Origin of the sequence: Thiobacillus sp. (assembly GCA_024235835.1) — a bacterium.
Lineage (GTDB): Bacteria > Pseudomonadota > Gammaproteobacteria > Burkholderiales > Thiobacillaceae > PFJX01.
In genome coordinates this window covers 1,194,649-1,209,388 of sequence record JACKLQ010000001.1, presented here as the reverse complement: position 1 = coordinate 1,209,388, position 14,740 = coordinate 1,194,649, and the positions used below count along the sequence as shown (strand labels likewise).

Below are 14,740 nucleotides of genomic sequence, written 5' to 3'. Positions count from 1 at the left end.
AAGAGCTTTAGCGCCGGGTCAGGGTGGGGGCGTATCCCCTTCCAGGAAGCCCAGGGAGGCGGAGTTGAGGCAGTAGCGCAGGCCCGTGGGAGCGGGGCCGTCGTCGAAGACGTGGCCCAGGTGGCCGTCGCAGCGGGCGCAGCGGATCTCGGTACGGATCATGCCGTGGCTGGTGTCCCGGATGTTGCGGATGTGGTCCGGGTCGTAGGGTTGGTAGAAGCTGGGCCAGCCGGTGCCGGACTCGAACTTGGCATTGGAGCGGAACAGGGGCAGGCCGCACAGGCGGCAGGTAAACACGCCCTGGCGCTTCTCCTTCAGCAGTCCGCCGCAGAAGGGGGGCTCGGTGCCCTGGTGCAGGATGACCTTGCGCTCCTCCGGGGTGAGGCCGGCGGCCAGGGCCTCCCGTTCCTCGGCGGTGGGGGGCGTGAGGTCGTGGCCGGAGGCGGAGCGGGCGGGCTTGTCCATGGCGGTGGCTCCGGTCAGTCGGGCATGTTGGAGGAGGGGCCCTTGTCCCGGGTGACCAGGTACATGCCCACGCCGGCCACCCCCATCCACAGGCCCATGGCCAGGGAACCCATCATTTCCCACAGGCTGCCCATGAAGATCAGCAGCACCAGGGACAGGCCCAGGAGGGCGTTGCCGATCCAGAAGGAGGAGGAGTGGTTTGGGTTGTCCATGAATAGACTCCAGAGGAATACGGTATGCAAACTGCCCTGATTCTATCGGCTAGATCAGCTTGCCCAGCACGTAGCCGATGACGATGCCGACGATGACCGCCACCGTCAGGCCCCGGTAGGTGAGCACGTCCCTGGAATAGCCTCGACGAATGGCGATGAAGGACACCAGGTAGCCCACGGCGTTGAGCAGCCAGATGAAGCCGATGGACAGCACCTTGACGATGAGGGGGCCGATGAGGGGCACCAGGGCGATGACCCCCAGCAGCCAGGCGAAGGCGTTGGACAGCACACCCACCACGAACACGCTGCCGGCGATGATGCGGTGGTCCACTTGGTAGCGCTCCCCCAGCCAGATGAGGCCGCCCATGGCCAGCCACAGGGGCACCATCACCTTCCAGTTGCGCCACCAGGGCGTGGAGGGGGAAGAGGAGAGGGGGTCGTCCTCGGAGAACTTGTCCCCGGGGGAGTCGGGCTGGCCTGGGTTCTCTTTCATGGCCAGATTATGGCCCATGGCCCGGGCAGGACCAGAATGGGCGCGCTATGCTGGAAACATGAAACTCACCTTCCATGGCGCCTCCAGAGAAGTCACCGGGTCCTGTTATCTCCTGGAATCGGAGGGGCTGCGTTTCATTGTCGATTGCGGCATGTTCCAGGGCGGCAGGACGGCGGACGCTGCCAACCGGGCTTTCCCCGCCTTCGATCCGGAATCCCTGGATTTCGTACTCCTCACCCATGCCCACATCGACCACAGCGGCCTGCTGCCCCGCCTGGCGGCCCTGGGCTATCGCGGCCCGGTGTATTGCACCCGGGCCACCAAGGACCTGCTGGGGGTGATGCTGCCGGATTCAGCCTACATCCAGGAAAAGGAAGCCGAGTGGGCCAACTACGCCAGCCGCAAGGCCCGCAAGTCCCAGAAGGCCCGCAGGGGCGACCTGGCGCCTCTCTATACCGTAACCCAGGCCAATGCGGCCCTGAGGCTGCTGAAGGGCGTGGGCTACGACCGGGAGATCAACCCCGATCGCCGGGTGCGGGCCTGCTTCCGGGATGCCGGTCATATCCTGGGTTCCGCCAGCGTGGAGGTGTGGGTGAAGGAAGGCAGGAAGGAGAAGAAGCTGGTGTTCTCCGGCGACCTGGGCATGCCCGCCCGGCCCATCGTCAACGATCCCACGCCCATCGAATCCGCCGACGTGCTGCTGGTGGAATCCACCTACGGCAACCGGTTGCACAAGGGCATGGCCGAGACCGAGGAGGAACTGGTCCATGCCGTAACGGACACCCTGCAACGCAAGAAGGGCAACGTCATCATTCCCGCCTTCGCCGTGGGCCGTACCCAGGAGTTGCTGTTCCTGCTCATGGCCATGGCGCGGCATCGGCGCCTGCCCAGGAACCTGTCCATTTTCGTGGATTCCCCCATGGCCAGCGCCGCCACGGAGATCACCCTGAAGAACCAGTCCAACCTGGACGAGGAAACCGTGGAACTGATGCGCTGGTTCCGCACCAGCCCGGACGCCCCCTACCTGCGCATGACCGAGGGCGTGGAGGAATCCATGGCCCTCAACAAGATCACCGAGGGGGCCATCATCATCTCCGCCTCGGGCATGTGCGACGCTGGGCGCATCAAGCACCACCTGAAGTTCAACCTGCCCCGCAAGGAGAGCACCATCATCATCGCCGGCTTCCAGGCGGAAGGTACCCTGGGCCGGCGCCTGGTGGATGGCGCCAGGACCGTGCGCCTGTTCCGGGAAACGGTACCCGTGCGGGCCGACCTCTACACCCTGGGCGGCCTCTCCGCCCACGCTGACCGGGACGCCCTGGTGAAGTGGCTGTCCTGGTTCAAGAAGCCGCCGAAGCGCACCTTCGTGGTCCACGGCGAGGCCGAGACGGCCCTGGGCTTCGGCCAGTTGCTGCGGGAGGGGCTGGGATGGAAGGTGGACGTGCCGGAAAGAGGAGCCATATTTGACCTTGCATGAGCGGTATTCGTCGCGGCTGTCCGGCGACCCTTTCCCGCGCATTGCCCTCTGGATGGTGGTCATTCTCTGGTGCTGCTCGCCGTGGCCTCTGGCAGCCCAGGACCGTTGCGGCCAGGGGGGCATTCTCGTTGCCGCGGGCACGCAAGAGGATCTTGTCAGCGCCTGCCAGGCAGTGGAGCGCGCCGAGCGGTTTTTCATTCAGGTTGGCCTGCCGGTACCGCTTGGAGTCAGCCTGCATTTGGTTGGGGAGGATGCCGGGTGTTTCCACGATGCACAGGAGATCGCTCATTTCGACGCGCCGTCCCGGACCGTCACGATGCGGGACTTCCAGGCGGCGAAGTGCCTGGCCGCCCGGGCAGCGCCGGGGATGGCGGCCATAGCTAATCGCGCCCAGTGGCAGAGCTACATCGTCCACGAACTGGCCCATGCGGCCATCCACGAGGGATGCGATCGTTCCTGCCCCTCCCTGGCAATGCATGAATATGTGGCGGCCATAGCGCAGATCTCCTCGCTCCCCGCCGAGGAACGGTCCATCCTGCTTGGGGAGTACCCAGGCTTGCCTGCCTTCGACGGCGCCGCGGATATCACCGAGCTTTATTACGCAATGAACCCCAGGCAGTTCGCGGTGAAGGCCTACAAGCACTTTCGTGGCTTGAGCGACCAGCGCGCCTTCCTAAGGGAGCTTCTGCATCCGCGCTAGCGGTGATCCTCATGAGATTGGCTGCAGTTTTCCGAGGTCGCCTGGCTTGCACGGCGCAGGCTTGCGTCAGGTGTGCTGGGTCTGCATGCGCCATTCCCGTTCCATGTCCCGCAGGCCACTGAAGCTGTCCGCATCCCGTTCCTTCAGGCGGGGGCGCAGGGCCAGCAGCAGTTCCGCCGTGGAGAGGGCGTCCGCCAGGGCGCTGTGGCGGGCGTAGTTGCTGATCTGGAAGTACTCCATCCAGTGGTCCAGGCTGCGGTGGCTGCGGGCCAGCCGGGCAAAGAGGGTAGGCGCCACATAGGCCAGGTCGGTCCACTGGTGATCCAGGCGGAAACCCAGATAGGTCCTGATGGCGCGGCCGATCATGGCCTGGTCGAAGCCGGTGTGGAAGGCCACCAGGGGAGACTTGCCCACGAATTCCAGGAAGGTGAGAAGGGCCGCTGCCGGCGGCACGCCCTCCCGTTGCACCTCGCCGCCGATGCCGTGGATGAGGATATTGTCCTTGCCGCTCACCACGTCCTGCTGCAGCACGATCTCCAGGCTGTCCGCCAGGGCCACGCGGCCGTTCACCACTGCCACGGCGCCGATGGCGATGAGCCGGTCCCTGTGGATGTTGAGGCCGCTGGTTTCCACGTCCACCACCACCAGGCGGCTTTGTTCCAGGGGCACCCTGGCGGTGGTGGTGGGCAGGGCGCGCCAGGCGGCCATACGGTCCTCCTGGGCCTGGGTGAGCTTGGGCCTGGGCGCCAGGGAAGGCAGCAGTCGTCTCAGCAGGTTCATGGCACGGCCCTCCTGTCACAGGGTGACATCCTCCCCGGGGGAGGGTGAGCGCCTCCTACGGGCAGCCGGGCGTAGGCGCTCATGGTACGGCCCTCCTGTCACGGGGTGACTTCCTCCCCGGGGGAGGGTGAGCGCCTTCTACGGGCGGCCGGGCGGAGGCGCTCATACCTGGTAGTCCACGCTCAGTTTGGTCTGGAGCTTGCGGGCCTGGCGGAAGGCCTCCTTCAGGATGCGGCGGTCCAGGTCGTTGAGCTGGTCCGGGTCGATCTTGTTGGAGAGGGTCTCGCCCCGTTCGCTCTGGTCATGATGTTGTCGCAGGCGCAGGAGCTGGATGAAGACGAAGGCGTCGCAATAGGCTTCGGCATCCTGCTCCTTAATGTGGAGGGGCTCGGCGATGGCCCGCAGGCGCTGCAGGGTGTTGGTCTCGGTGATGCCGTAGGCCAGGCTGTAGATGCGTGCGGCGTCGATGAAGGGGGTGATGCCGTTGAGCTTCAGGTCCAGGGTGTGCCCCTCGCCGGTGACGAAGTCCCGCACCATGCCCAGGGGCGGCCGGTTGCGCATGGCGTTCACCGCCATCTGGTGCAGGAAGCGGCTGTTCTTGCGGGCCTCGTCCCTCAGCCATGTCCGCAGGGTTTCGCTCAGTTGCTCGGCGCCGTGCAGGGCGCGGAAGTCGAAGAAGATGGTGGAATTCAGCAGAGCCACGGGGTCGCCGTGGTCGATCCAGTGGTCGAAGGTCTTCTTCCACTCCGCCAGGGAAAGGCACCACTTGGGGTTGGAGGCCATGACCTCGCCGCTGCACAGGGGAAAGCCGCAGGCATCCAGGTCGTCGTTGACCCGCTTGGCGAAGGGCAGCAGGATCTTGCGCACCCCCTCGGCGTCCATGCCCGGGGGAATGGTGAAGATGATGCCGTTGTCCTGGTCGGTGTTCAGGGTCTGTTCCAGGCGGCCTTCCGAACCCAGGGCCAGCCAGCAGAACTCGATCCTGGCCGCTTCCGGGTCCTTGGCCAGTTGCAGTTCGATGATGCGGCTGGTGACCAGGTCGTTGAGGGTGGAGATGAGCTGGGTGAGTTGTTCCGCCGTGACGCCCTGGGCCAGCATGTTGTGGGCCAGTTGGCGGATGTCCCCGGCGGCGGCCTGGATGGGCAGCAGGCTTTCGGCGGCGCGGATATTGGAGGAAATGCGGGTTACCCCCACCCGTTGCAGGGAGAACAGATCCTTCTCGGACACCACGCCCACAAGGTGTCCCTTGTCCACCACCAGGATATGGCGGAATCCCCGCTGGGCCATGAGCAGGGCGGCCTCGAAGGCATGGTCGCTGGGAGCCAGGTAGACCGGGTTCGGGGTCATCAGCTGGCGGATTGGGGTAACCAGGTCCGTACCCGGCAACACCACCCGGCTGATGAGATCCCGCACTGTGAACACCCCCACGGGAAAGTCATCCTGGGTGACGACGATGGCGCTGATCTTGTTGGCCTGGATGGTCTCCAGGGCCTCCCTGATCGGTGTGTCCGGCATGCAGGTGATGGGCTTGCGCTGGATGATCCTTGACAGGGGCTTTTCCAGGGACTGATGGCCCGAGGTGGCGGTGGCGTACTGGGCCTGCATGGTCTGCTGGGACCTGGCCAGCAGGGCGGCGATGCGGCGGGTGCAGAAGTCGTGGTATTCCGGCGAGAGGCGCAGCAGGGCGTGAAAGTCCGCGGCGGAGAGCTCGTAGGTGAACACGTCCCCCTTGGCCCGGAAGGTGGAGATGGGGGCCCGGTTGGCCAGCAGGGCCCCCAGGGGGAAGGACTCCCCCTCGTGGACTTCCAGCCAGGCGCTGGAATCTTCCCGTTCGCCCTGGACGATGCCCTGCTTGATGATGAACAGGCGGTCCACGTTGCCCCGGTCCGGTTCCAGGATGACCTCGCCCTTGGCGAAGTAGCCCAGATTCAGGCGTTCCGCCAGCCAGATCAGGTGATCCTTCGCCATGCCGTCGAAGGGGGCGAAGCGGGCCAGGTGATCCACCGTGGCCTGGATAAGGGTGTTGGGGGCGTTGGGAGAGTGGGTGGCAGCGGCAGGGGCGGGGTCTCTTGCTGGGGTCATGGTCAATCTCCGTGGGAGCAGGGATTTTAATGCTCCGGACGGTTATTTCTTCCAGAATGCGGGGGAGAGCACCACCAGCAGGGTGAAAAGCTCCAGCCGTCCCAGGAGCATGGCGAAGGTGCACACCCAGGTCTGGAAGTCGCTTAGCACGGCATAGGTGTTGGCGGGGCCCACCTGGCCCAGGCCGGGGCCCGTGTTGTTCACGCAGGCCACGGTGGCGGAGAAGGCGGTGAACACGTCCAGGCCCGAGAAGATGAGCAATAGTGAGAGGCCCACCACCGACACCATGTACACGAAGGCGAAGGCCAGCACGGCGTACATGATCTTGTTGGGTACCACCGTTTCGCCCAGCCGGATCGGCAGTTCAGCCTGGGGGTGCAAGGCCTTCCTGATCTCCCGGAACACCTGCTTGTACAGCAGGATGGCCCGCATCATCTTGATGCCGCCGCCGGTGGATCCCGCCGAGGTGGAGAAACTGCACAGGAACAGCAGCCACAGGCCCGCGAAATAGGGCCAGATGTTGAAGTCCGCGGTGGCCAGGCCCAGGCTGGTAGCCATGGAGATGGTGTTGAAGCTGGCGTAGCGCAGGGCGCTGGGAAAGTCCAGGTAGATATCCCGGGCCCACAGATAGAGGGCCAGCATGAAGCAGCTGCCCAGGACAATGCCCAGGAACCAGCGGATTTCCGGGTCCATGCGGTAGGGATGCAGGCTTTTCTGGCGCAGGGCCAGGAAATGGGTGGCGAAATTCATGCCCGCCAGCAGGGCAAAGCCCTCGGCGATGAGTTCCAGGGGCACGGAGTCGAAATGGCCGAAACTGGCGTCGTGGGAGGAAAAGCCCCCCAGGCCCATGACCGAGAAAGCGTGGATCAGGGCGTCCAGCCAGCTCATGCCGAAGAAGTGGAACAGCAGGAAGCAGGCGCTGGTGGCGATGAGGTACACCACCCAAAGCCCCTTGGCGGTCTCCTCCATGCGGGGCGTGAGCTTGGTGTCCTTCATGGGACCCGGTGTCTCCGCCTTGTACATCTGCCGGCCGCCGATGCCCAGCAGGGGCAGTACCGCCACCACCAGCACGATGACGCCCATGCCGCCCACGAGGTGCAGCTGGGCGCGCCAGACGTTGATGGAGGGGGGCAGGTCATCCAGGCCGGACAGGACCGTGGCGCCGGTGGTGGTGAGACCGGACATGGTCTCGAAATAGGCGTCGGTGAAGGACAGGTCCGGCATGTGGATCAGAAGGGGCAGGGCGGCCAGGGCGGGCGTCAGGGTCCAGATCAGCACCACAAGCAGGTAGCCGTCCCGGGGCTTGAGTTCTTCCCGGCAGCGCGCCGACACCAGCCAGAGCAGCAGGCCCAGGGCCAGGGTGATGAGCACGGCCTCGTCATAGGCCATCTGGGCCTGGTCGTCGATGGCCTGGGAGATGGCCAGGGGCAGCAGCATGGACAGGCCGAACACGCCGATGACCATGCCCAGTACCTTGAGTATGGGAAGGAGGCGACGTCTCATGGGCGTCCTATGGGTGGCTCATGGCGACGGGGGCGCGGCCGGAAACGCGATTTGCATGGCGAGGCCGCCGCAGGGAGTGTCTTCCAGCCGAATATCGTGATGGTGCTGGGCCACGTCTTCACACAAGAGGGTCAGTCCCGGGCCGCCGCCGGGGACGTCGCCGCCCGCCAGGCGGTGGCGGATCGAACACTCGGTCCCTCTCATGCGGCGGGATGCCAGGGCCAATGTCGCGGACCGTCAGCACGACCTTGCTTTCTCCAGATTCAGGGCCAGGTCCACCCGGCCGGAGGATGAAGTGTAGCGCAGGGCGTCCCGCTGGCCGATATCCCGTCGCGCCCGTTCCATGGGCGCCAGGGCCCGTCCCACCGCGGCCCAGATGAGGAAGCCCGGCAGGAGCACCAGCCCGCTCAGGGGGAGGTGTGGCCGAGGCATGCTTAGGCTGAACATGAGGTTGCGGTTGGCGGGGGTGTTGGCCACCTGGATGGTCAGACGGACGTGGTTGCCTGGCGGGCGCATTTTCCGTGCCAGGAGTCAACGGACGCTCAAGGCGGCGGGAAAAGCCAGCGTGGCCTGGAAACCACCGCCGGCCAGGTTCTCCAGGCGCAGCTCGGCGCCATGCAGTTTGGCAATGCGCTGTGTGATGGCCAGCCCCAGGCCGTTGCCTTCGGCACTTACTTCCCGGCCCCGGTAGAAGCGTTCCGTAAGGCGCGCCAGCTCTCCCTGGGGCACGCCGGGGCCGTCATCCCGCACCCATAGCCGGGCTCCGCCAGGAGTCCCTTCGGCTCCCTCGTCGGCACCTACCTCCACCCGGCCGGCCTCCGACCCATGGCGCATGGCATTTTCCAGCAGGTTGCGCAAGGCCAGGCCCAGCAGATCGGCATCCGCCCTGAGCACCAGGCCCCCGGGCACCAGGATGTCCAGGACGATGTCCCGGGCGCGTGCCTGGGGACGCAGGGACTCGGCGACTTGCTCGGCCAGGGGGGCGAGGGGGCAGGGGGCAGCATCCGCCAAGCTGTCCATGGGGTCCAGGCGGGCCAGGCGCAGCAACTGCTCCACCAGATGGGTGGCCCGGGTCACCCCCGCCAGCACCTGATCCACGGCGTGGTTCCTGGTGGTTTCATCCCGAGCCATATGGGCCACCTGGGCCTGGACCTGGAGGGCGGCCAGGGGTGTGCGCAGTTCGTGGGCGGCATCGGCGGTGAAGCGTCGCTCGTTGTCCAGGGCCCGGCCCAGGCGCTCCAGCAGGGTGTTTAGAGCGGTGACCAGGGGCAACACCTCCTGGGGCATGTCTCCGGTGGGCAGGGGTGCCAGGGCGTCGGGGGCCCGGGCTGCCACATCGGCCGCCAGCCGCTCCAGGGGGCGCAGGCCCCGGCCCACGGCCATGAAGAGCAGCAGCACCAGCAGGGGGAGGGCCAGGGTGAAAGGAGCCAGTACCCGCAGGGCCACCTCCAGGGCGGCCTGGGATCGCTTGCCCGTGGGCTGGGCCACCTGGACCTGGAGCCGCTGGTCCCCGTCCCGCTGGTTGAGGATGCGCCATTCCCGGCCGTCGTGGGTGATCTCGGCATAACCCGGCCTGGCATGGAGCCCCAGGAGCGGGGCATGGGGGGAGCGCAGCACCAGACGCCCCCCACCCTGTCCATCCAGGGCCCATACCTGGAATTCCAGGGGCTGTTCGTAGCCGTGCAGGGGGCCGGGATCCATATGTTCCACCAGCCCGTCTTCCCACAGGCCTTCTCCATCCCCTTCGTGCAGGTCCTCCATTTCATGACGGACCTGGGAGAGAAGCAGGCGGGCGGACTGGGCCAGCTGGCCGTCCAGGAATTCGATGGCCTCATGGCGCGCGCCCTGGTAGCTGGCCACCACTGCGATGCCCCAGACCACCAGGGTGGCGGCGCCAGCGGACCAGAGCAGGCGGGCACGCAGGGATTTCATGTGACTTCGCCTACCAGGTAGCCCAGGCCCCGCACGGTCTGGATGAAGTCGCTGCCCAGCTTCTTGCGCAGGTGGTGGATGTAGACCTCCACGGTGTTGCTTTCCACCTCCTGGCCCCACTCGTACAGGCTGTCCTCCAGTTCGGCCCGGGAGCGGATGCGTCCCTTGTGGGCCAGCAGGTCGTACAGCAGGGCGTATTCCCGGGCCGAGAGCATGATGGCCTCCCCCTTCAGGCTGACCCGGCGGGCCACCGGGTCCAGGCTGACTCCGGCATGGACCAGCAGGGGGCCGGCCTGGCCCCCTGCACGCCGCACCAGGGCCCGCAGTCGGGCCTGCAGCTCAGCCAGGTCGAAGGGCTTGGTGAGGTAATCGTCGGCGCCTGCGTCCAGGCCGTTCACCTTGTCGGCCTGGGTGTCCCGGGCGGTGAGGATGAGCACGGGAGTGGTGTCGTCCCGGGCGCGCATTTCCTTCAGCAGCGTCAGCCCGTCCCGCCGGGGCAGGCCCAGGTCCAGCACGCAGGCATGGTAGCGCTGGCCCAGCCAGGCCACCCGGGCCTGGTCGCCGTCCCGCATCCAGTCCACGCTCCAGCCCGCCAGGCGCAGCCCGGCCTGCAGGCCGTCCCCCAGCAGGGCGTCGTCTTCCACCAGCAGAATGCGCATGGGTGCCTCTCGATACCGGGCCAATCCCGGGAACCCTGGAATTATGACGTCAGGCTACCCGGTTCCGCCCAGGCCCGTTATATGGGGAAAGGCCATCGTCAGCGGGGAATGCGGATATGGCGTTCGCTGTAGTCCCCCTTCTCCGCCTGGCCGTGGCAGGCCTGGCAGTTGGCCGGGCTTTTCACGGCTGGGCGTTTCCAGGCCAGGGGCCGGACTTCCCTATGTTCCCGCAGGAACCAGGGTGAGCGGGTGATGCGCAGGGGTTCGGCGGGGTCCACCTTAGGGCTGCCGGCATGGCCTGCGAGAAGGGCCGTTATGGCCTCCTGCTCTTCCGCAGTGAGACTGGCGTCCGTGCCGAAATGGGACTTCAGGCCACCCATCATGGCCCGCCAGGACGAGGCGGGCAGCAGGATCGGGGGATAGGCCACGTGGCAACTGCCGCATTCCCTTTGCCAGGTGTCGTAGCCAGGGGCGGTGGGGAGGGTGGCCTGCAGGAGGCGGCCTTCGCCCCGGTCGGCCTGGGCGACGCCGGCGCCAAGGGCGCCAAGCAGCAAGGCAAGCATCATTTTTTTCATGGCTGTCATGCCTCAGCGCACGGTGCGCAGGTAGGCGATGACATCTCCCTTTTCCTGGGCGGTGCAGGCCCGGGACAGCACGTCATTGCAGTTGCGCTTGAACCATTTCTCCACCTGGGCACGGTCCGTGAGGCGTTCCGGATTGGCCGCGGGTGCCAGGGGCAGGATGAGCTTGTTGGTGCGGGCATGGCGGCCTTCCGCCCTGGGGTCCGCCGTATGGCAACTGGTACAGGATTCCGTGCCTGCATCCCTGCCCTGCCCTGCCGGGCCTGGAAGAACTGCCTGCCCCGTTCGGGAGAAAAGGCCTGGAAGGTTGGGGTTTCCTGCCGGGCCACGGCGGCGTAGTCGGCCAGCGGATCGGCGCCGGCGGGTGTCGACGCCAGCAGCGGAAGCAATGTAATCAGATGGATGCGCATGGCTCTCTCCTTGCAGATGACGCCATGCACTTTCGCGGCGAAAGCTTAATTCCGCCTTAAATACCCGCGCTCGCCATAAGGAATTTTGTGAACTCGGGGGCGGGCAAGGGCCTGCTGTAAAGATACCCCTGGGCCTCGTCGCAGGCTTCCGCCTGCAGGAAGGCCATCTGGGCCTGGGTTTCCACCCCTTCCGCGACGACGCGGAAGCCCAGGCTGTGGCCCAGGGCGATGACGGCCCGGGTGATGGCGGCGTCGTCCTTGTCATCCGGCAGATCCCGCACGAACTGGCGATCTATCTTCAGCGCGGTCGCTTTCAGGTACTTCAGGTAGGAAAGGGACGAGTATCCCGTGCCGAAATCGTCGATGGCCACCTGGATGCCCAGTTCACTGAGCCTGGCCACCACCGCCATGGCCTGGTCCGCATTGCGCAGGAGGAAGCTTTCCGTGATCTCCAGGGCCAGGCGCTCGGGGGACAGGCCCGTTTCCGCCAGCACCGCCTGCACGGTGGCAAAGAAGTTCCCCCGCTCGATCTGGGGGCCGGCCACGTTGACGGAGAGCTTGCCGCAATCCAGCCCCTTGTCCAACCAGGCGCGGACATCCTGGCAGGCCCGGCGCAGGACCCACTCCCCCAGGGGCAGCACCAGTCCGGTCTCCTCGGCCAGGGGGATGAAGCGCTGGGGTGGAATGAGGCCCTCCAGGGGATCGCGCCAGCGCACCAGGGCCTCGGCCCCCACCAGGCCGCCGCCGGCCAGTTCGAACTGGGGCTGGTACCACACCTCCAGTTCCCCCTGGTCCAGGGCCCGACGCAGCCCGTGTTCCAGGGTCAGGCGCAGGTGGGCCGCCTGGCTCATCTCGGCGTGGTGGAAGCGCAGGGTATTGCGGCCCGCCTGCTTGCTGGCGTACATGGCCGTGTCCGCGGCCTTGAGCAGGGTGGTGGCATCGCCCCCGTCGTCCGGGAACAGGGCGATGCCCACGCTGACCGTCACCAGGGCGCTGTGGCCCTGGAGGTCAACGGGCACGGCCACTGCCGCGATGACCTTCTCCGCGACCTGGCCCGGGTTCACGTCCTGGCCCAGGGACTCCAGCACCACGGCGAATTCGTCTCCGCCCAGGCGCGCCACCGTGTCCTCCTGGCGCAGGGCTTCCCGCAGGCGAGCGGCGATCTTCCGCAGCAGCAGGTCGCCGGCGGGATGGCCCAGGCTGTCGTTCACGGTCTTGAAGCCATCCAGGTCCAGCACCATGACGGCCAGGCGTTCCTTGTGCCGTTTGGCCCGGTCCAGGGCATGGCCCAGGTGGGCATTGAGCAGGGCCCGATTGGGCAGGTCCGTGAGGGGGTCGTAATGGGCCAGGCGTTCCAGTTCCGCCTCGGAGCGCTTGATATGGCTGATGTCCGAGAATACCCCCACGAAGTTCTGGACCTGGCCTTCATCGTCCAGCACGGCGCTGATGGTGAGCCATTCGGGGAAGACCTCGCCGTTCTTGCGGCGGTTCCAGAGTTCCCCCTGCCAGTGGCCCGTGGCCCGGACTTCCTTCCACATCTGGCCGTAAAAGGCGGGGTCATGGCGGCCCGACTGCAGCATGCGGGGATTGGCCCCCAGGATCTCAGACTCGGCATAGCCGGTAATGCGGGTGAATGCGGGGTTCACCGAGATGATTGCGCCCTGTGCATCCGTGAGCAGGACACCCTCCGCCGTGTTCTCGAACATGGCCAGCACCTGGCGCATGTAGGCCTCGTGCTGGCGGCGGCTGGTGAGGTCGCTGACCAGGGCAAAGGCACCGCTCACCTCGCCCTGGTCGTTGCGTATGGGCGTGGCGCTGATCCTGCAGGGCAGGGGGGAGCCGTCCGCCCTGGTCAGCTCGATTTCATAGCTGCCTTGCTCGCCCCGCAGGCGCCCGCGCATTTCCTCCACCAGCAAGTCTTGCTGGCGGCCCTGGGCGAAATCCAGGAGGGGGCGACCTGTCAGGTCGCCTGTCCGGGCCAGCATCATGCGCGAGAAGGCCGGGTTCACCTCCACCAGCACGCCATCCGGCGAGGTCACGATGAAACCTTCCTGAGTGGTCTCCAGAATACGCCTCACACGCTGCTCGCTGGCCACGGCCCTCAGGAGCAGGTCCCTTTGGCGATACAGCAAGGTGGCCCCCAGCACGGCGGCGATCAGCAGGGAGGTCACCAGGCTGACTGCCAGGGCAAGGAATGTGGACGTCAGGCCGGAATCCGGGACGCCGGGGCGCCCGTCGCTGATGAAATAGGCTGCGGCCATGGCGGTGTAATGCATGCCGGAAACCGCCATGCCCATGACCAGAGCGCTGAGGGAATTGATCATGCGCGGGCGCAGGGCGATGGAGCGCCCCAGTCCCCGCCTCACCCAAAGGGCCACAATGGCAAGCACCACCGCAACGATGATGGAAACCACGAAAAGCAAGGGGTCATAGCGAACCAGGCCGTCCATCTGGTAGGCAGCCATGCCGGTGTAGTGCATCACTCCGATGCCGGCCCCCAGCAGGATGCCACCCAGGAGCAGCTTGCCCCAGGAGAGCCTACGCCGGCTGATCATGCGCAGGGCCATGCCGCTGGCCAGGATGCTGGGCACCATGGAGAGCAGGGTGATGAGCTTGTCATAGCGGACAGTGCAGGGGAGGGTGAAGGCCAGCATGCCGATGAAATGCATGGCCCACACTCCGATGCCCAGGGTCAGGGCGCCCACCCCGGTCCAGATCCACTTTTCCAGGGGGGAAGCGGTGGCGCTGAGCCGGTCCGCCACGCCGAGGCCCACATTGGAGGCGAACATCGCGATCAGGATCGAAAGGGCCACCAGCCACGGGTCGTAGACGCCAACATAGAGCAGGCTCGTGTCCGGTGGCGTGTCGACAAAGCTGAATGTGGAGGCGAGGCTCAACGGGGGCGGATTTTTTTAGGTTGTTTGAGTGAATCGTAGCAAGATTCACCCTGACATTTGAAAAGGCATCGTGGGGAAGCAAGGAGTGGAGAAGATACGCGTTCAGTCTGACCCGTTTGACCTGGCCGCCGAGATCGCGGCCCTGCATCAGGCCAACCCCAGGGTTGGGGCCGTGGCTGCCTTCCTGGGTCTGGTAAGGGATATCAACGAGGGCCAGGGCGTTTCCGCCATGACCCTGGAGCACTATCCGGGCATGACCGAGAAGGCCCTGGCGGACATCGTCGCCGAGGCCAAGGCTCGTTGGGAGGTGCTGGATTGCTGCGTGATCCATCGCGTCGGGCCCCTGTCCCCCACGGAGCCCATCGTGCTGGTGGCGGTGGCCTCGGGCCACCGGGGTGATGCCTTTGCCGCCTGCGAGTTCATCATGGACTACCTGAAGACCCGGGCTCCCTTCTGGAAAAAGGAAACCACGCCGGCAGGGGAGAAGTGGGTGGATGCCCGGGAATCGGACGACACCGCGGCTGCCCGCTGGCGGGCGTCATCCTGATC

At 66.3% G+C, this 14,740-nt stretch carries 14 protein-coding genes and 1 pseudogene; 3 read left to right on the top strand and 12 right to left on the bottom strand.

Annotation, left to right across the window (positions count from 1 at the left end):
• Positions 1 to 18: 18 nt before the first annotated feature.
• The 3 genes and pseudogenes from msrB to H6935_05880 all read right to left on the bottom strand — a co-directional run bounded on the left by msrB (position 19) and on the right by H6935_05880 (position 1,089).
• The gene (gene msrB / locus H6935_05890; protein MCP5277881.1) at positions 19 to 465 is read right to left on the bottom strand and encodes a peptide-methionine (R)-S-oxide reductase MsrB; all 447 of its coding nucleotides are present in this window, start codon (positions 463 to 465) and stop codon (positions 19 to 21) included.
• A gap of 14 nt (positions 466 to 479) precedes the next feature.
• Positions 480 to 677, bottom strand: a complete 198-nt coding sequence (locus H6935_05885) for a hypothetical protein (protein MCP5277880.1) — start codon at positions 675 to 677, stop codon at positions 480 to 482.
• A 49-nt stretch (positions 678 to 726) separates the two neighbouring features.
• A pseudogene (locus H6935_05880) lies at positions 727 to 1,089 on the bottom strand (hypothetical protein).
• A gap of 139 nt (positions 1,090 to 1,228) precedes the next feature.
• On the opposite strand from H6935_05880, the gene H6935_05875 reads away from it, so the two are divergent.
• Together H6935_05875 and H6935_05870 are read left to right on the top strand one after the other, a co-directional pair.
• On the top strand, positions 1,229 to 2,647 hold the full coding sequence (locus H6935_05875; GenBank protein ID MCP5277879.1) for an MBL fold metallo-hydrolase: 1,419 nt from the start codon (positions 1,229 to 1,231) through the stop codon (positions 2,645 to 2,647).
• Positions 2,634 to 3,347, top strand: coding sequence for a hypothetical protein (locus H6935_05870; GenBank protein MCP5277878.1), 714 nt, complete (start codon positions 2,634 to 2,636; stop codon positions 3,345 to 3,347). The genes H6935_05875 and H6935_05870 overlap by 14 nt, the downstream gene beginning before the upstream one ends.
• A gap of 66 nt (positions 3,348 to 3,413) precedes the next feature.
• On the opposite strand, the gene H6935_05865 is transcribed toward H6935_05870, so the two are convergent.
• The 9 genes from H6935_05865 to H6935_05825 all read right to left on the bottom strand — a co-directional run bounded on the left by H6935_05865 (position 3,414) and on the right by H6935_05825 (position 14,191).
• Positions 3,414 to 4,127, bottom strand: a complete 714-nt coding sequence (locus H6935_05865) for a 3'-5' exonuclease (protein MCP5277877.1) — start codon at positions 4,125 to 4,127, stop codon at positions 3,414 to 3,416.
• A 162-nt stretch (positions 4,128 to 4,289) separates the two neighbouring features.
• Positions 4,290 to 6,209 carry a CBS domain-containing protein gene (locus tag H6935_05860; protein MCP5277876.1) on the bottom strand — a complete coding sequence of 640 codons (1,920 nt, stop codon included), beginning with the start codon at positions 6,207 to 6,209 and terminating at the stop codon, positions 4,290 to 4,292.
• Positions 6,210 to 6,251: 42 nt separating this feature from the next.
• Positions 6,252 to 7,712, bottom strand: a complete 1,461-nt coding sequence (locus H6935_05855; GenBank protein ID MCP5277875.1) for a TrkH family potassium uptake protein — start codon at positions 7,710 to 7,712, stop codon at positions 6,252 to 6,254.
• A gap of 237 nt (positions 7,713 to 7,949) precedes the next feature.
• Positions 7,950 to 8,228: a hypothetical protein gene (locus H6935_05850; GenBank protein ID MCP5277874.1), complete on the bottom strand. Its 279-nt coding sequence runs from the start codon at positions 8,226 to 8,228 to the stop codon at positions 7,950 to 7,952.
• A gap of 15 nt (positions 8,229 to 8,243) precedes the next feature.
• Positions 8,244 to 9,644 carry a sensor histidine kinase N-terminal domain-containing protein gene (locus H6935_05845; GenBank protein ID MCP5277873.1) on the bottom strand — a complete coding sequence of 467 codons (1,401 nt, stop codon included), beginning with the start codon at positions 9,642 to 9,644 and terminating at the stop codon, positions 8,244 to 8,246.
• Complete coding sequence (locus H6935_05840) at positions 9,641 to 10,303, bottom strand: response regulator (GenBank protein MCP5277872.1); 663 nt, start codon at positions 10,301 to 10,303, stop codon at positions 9,641 to 9,643. Before H6935_05840 ends, H6935_05845 begins: the two co-directional genes overlap by 4 nt.
• 98 nt (positions 10,304 to 10,401) lie before the next feature.
• Positions 10,402 to 10,887 (bottom strand): diheme cytochrome c, encoded by a 486-nt coding sequence (locus tag H6935_05835; GenBank protein ID MCP5277871.1) that lies wholly within the window; start codon positions 10,885 to 10,887, stop codon positions 10,402 to 10,404.
• A 3-nt stretch (positions 10,888 to 10,890) separates the two neighbouring features.
• On the bottom strand, positions 10,891 to 11,274 hold the full coding sequence (locus H6935_05830; GenBank protein ID MCP5277870.1) for a DUF1924 domain-containing protein: 384 nt from the start codon (positions 11,272 to 11,274) through the stop codon (positions 10,891 to 10,893).
• 76 nt (positions 11,275 to 11,350) lie between these two features.
• Complete coding sequence (locus H6935_05825; protein ID MCP5277869.1) at positions 11,351 to 14,191, bottom strand: EAL domain-containing protein; 2,841 nt, start codon at positions 14,189 to 14,191, stop codon at positions 11,351 to 11,353.
• 85 nt (positions 14,192 to 14,276) lie between these two features.
• Here H6935_05825 and moaE point away from each other — a divergent pair, with 85 nt between their 5' ends.
• Complete coding sequence (gene moaE / locus H6935_05820) at positions 14,277 to 14,738, top strand: molybdopterin synthase catalytic subunit MoaE (protein ID MCP5277868.1); 462 nt, start codon at positions 14,277 to 14,279, stop codon at positions 14,736 to 14,738.
• Positions 14,739 to 14,740 lie beyond the last annotated feature (2 nt).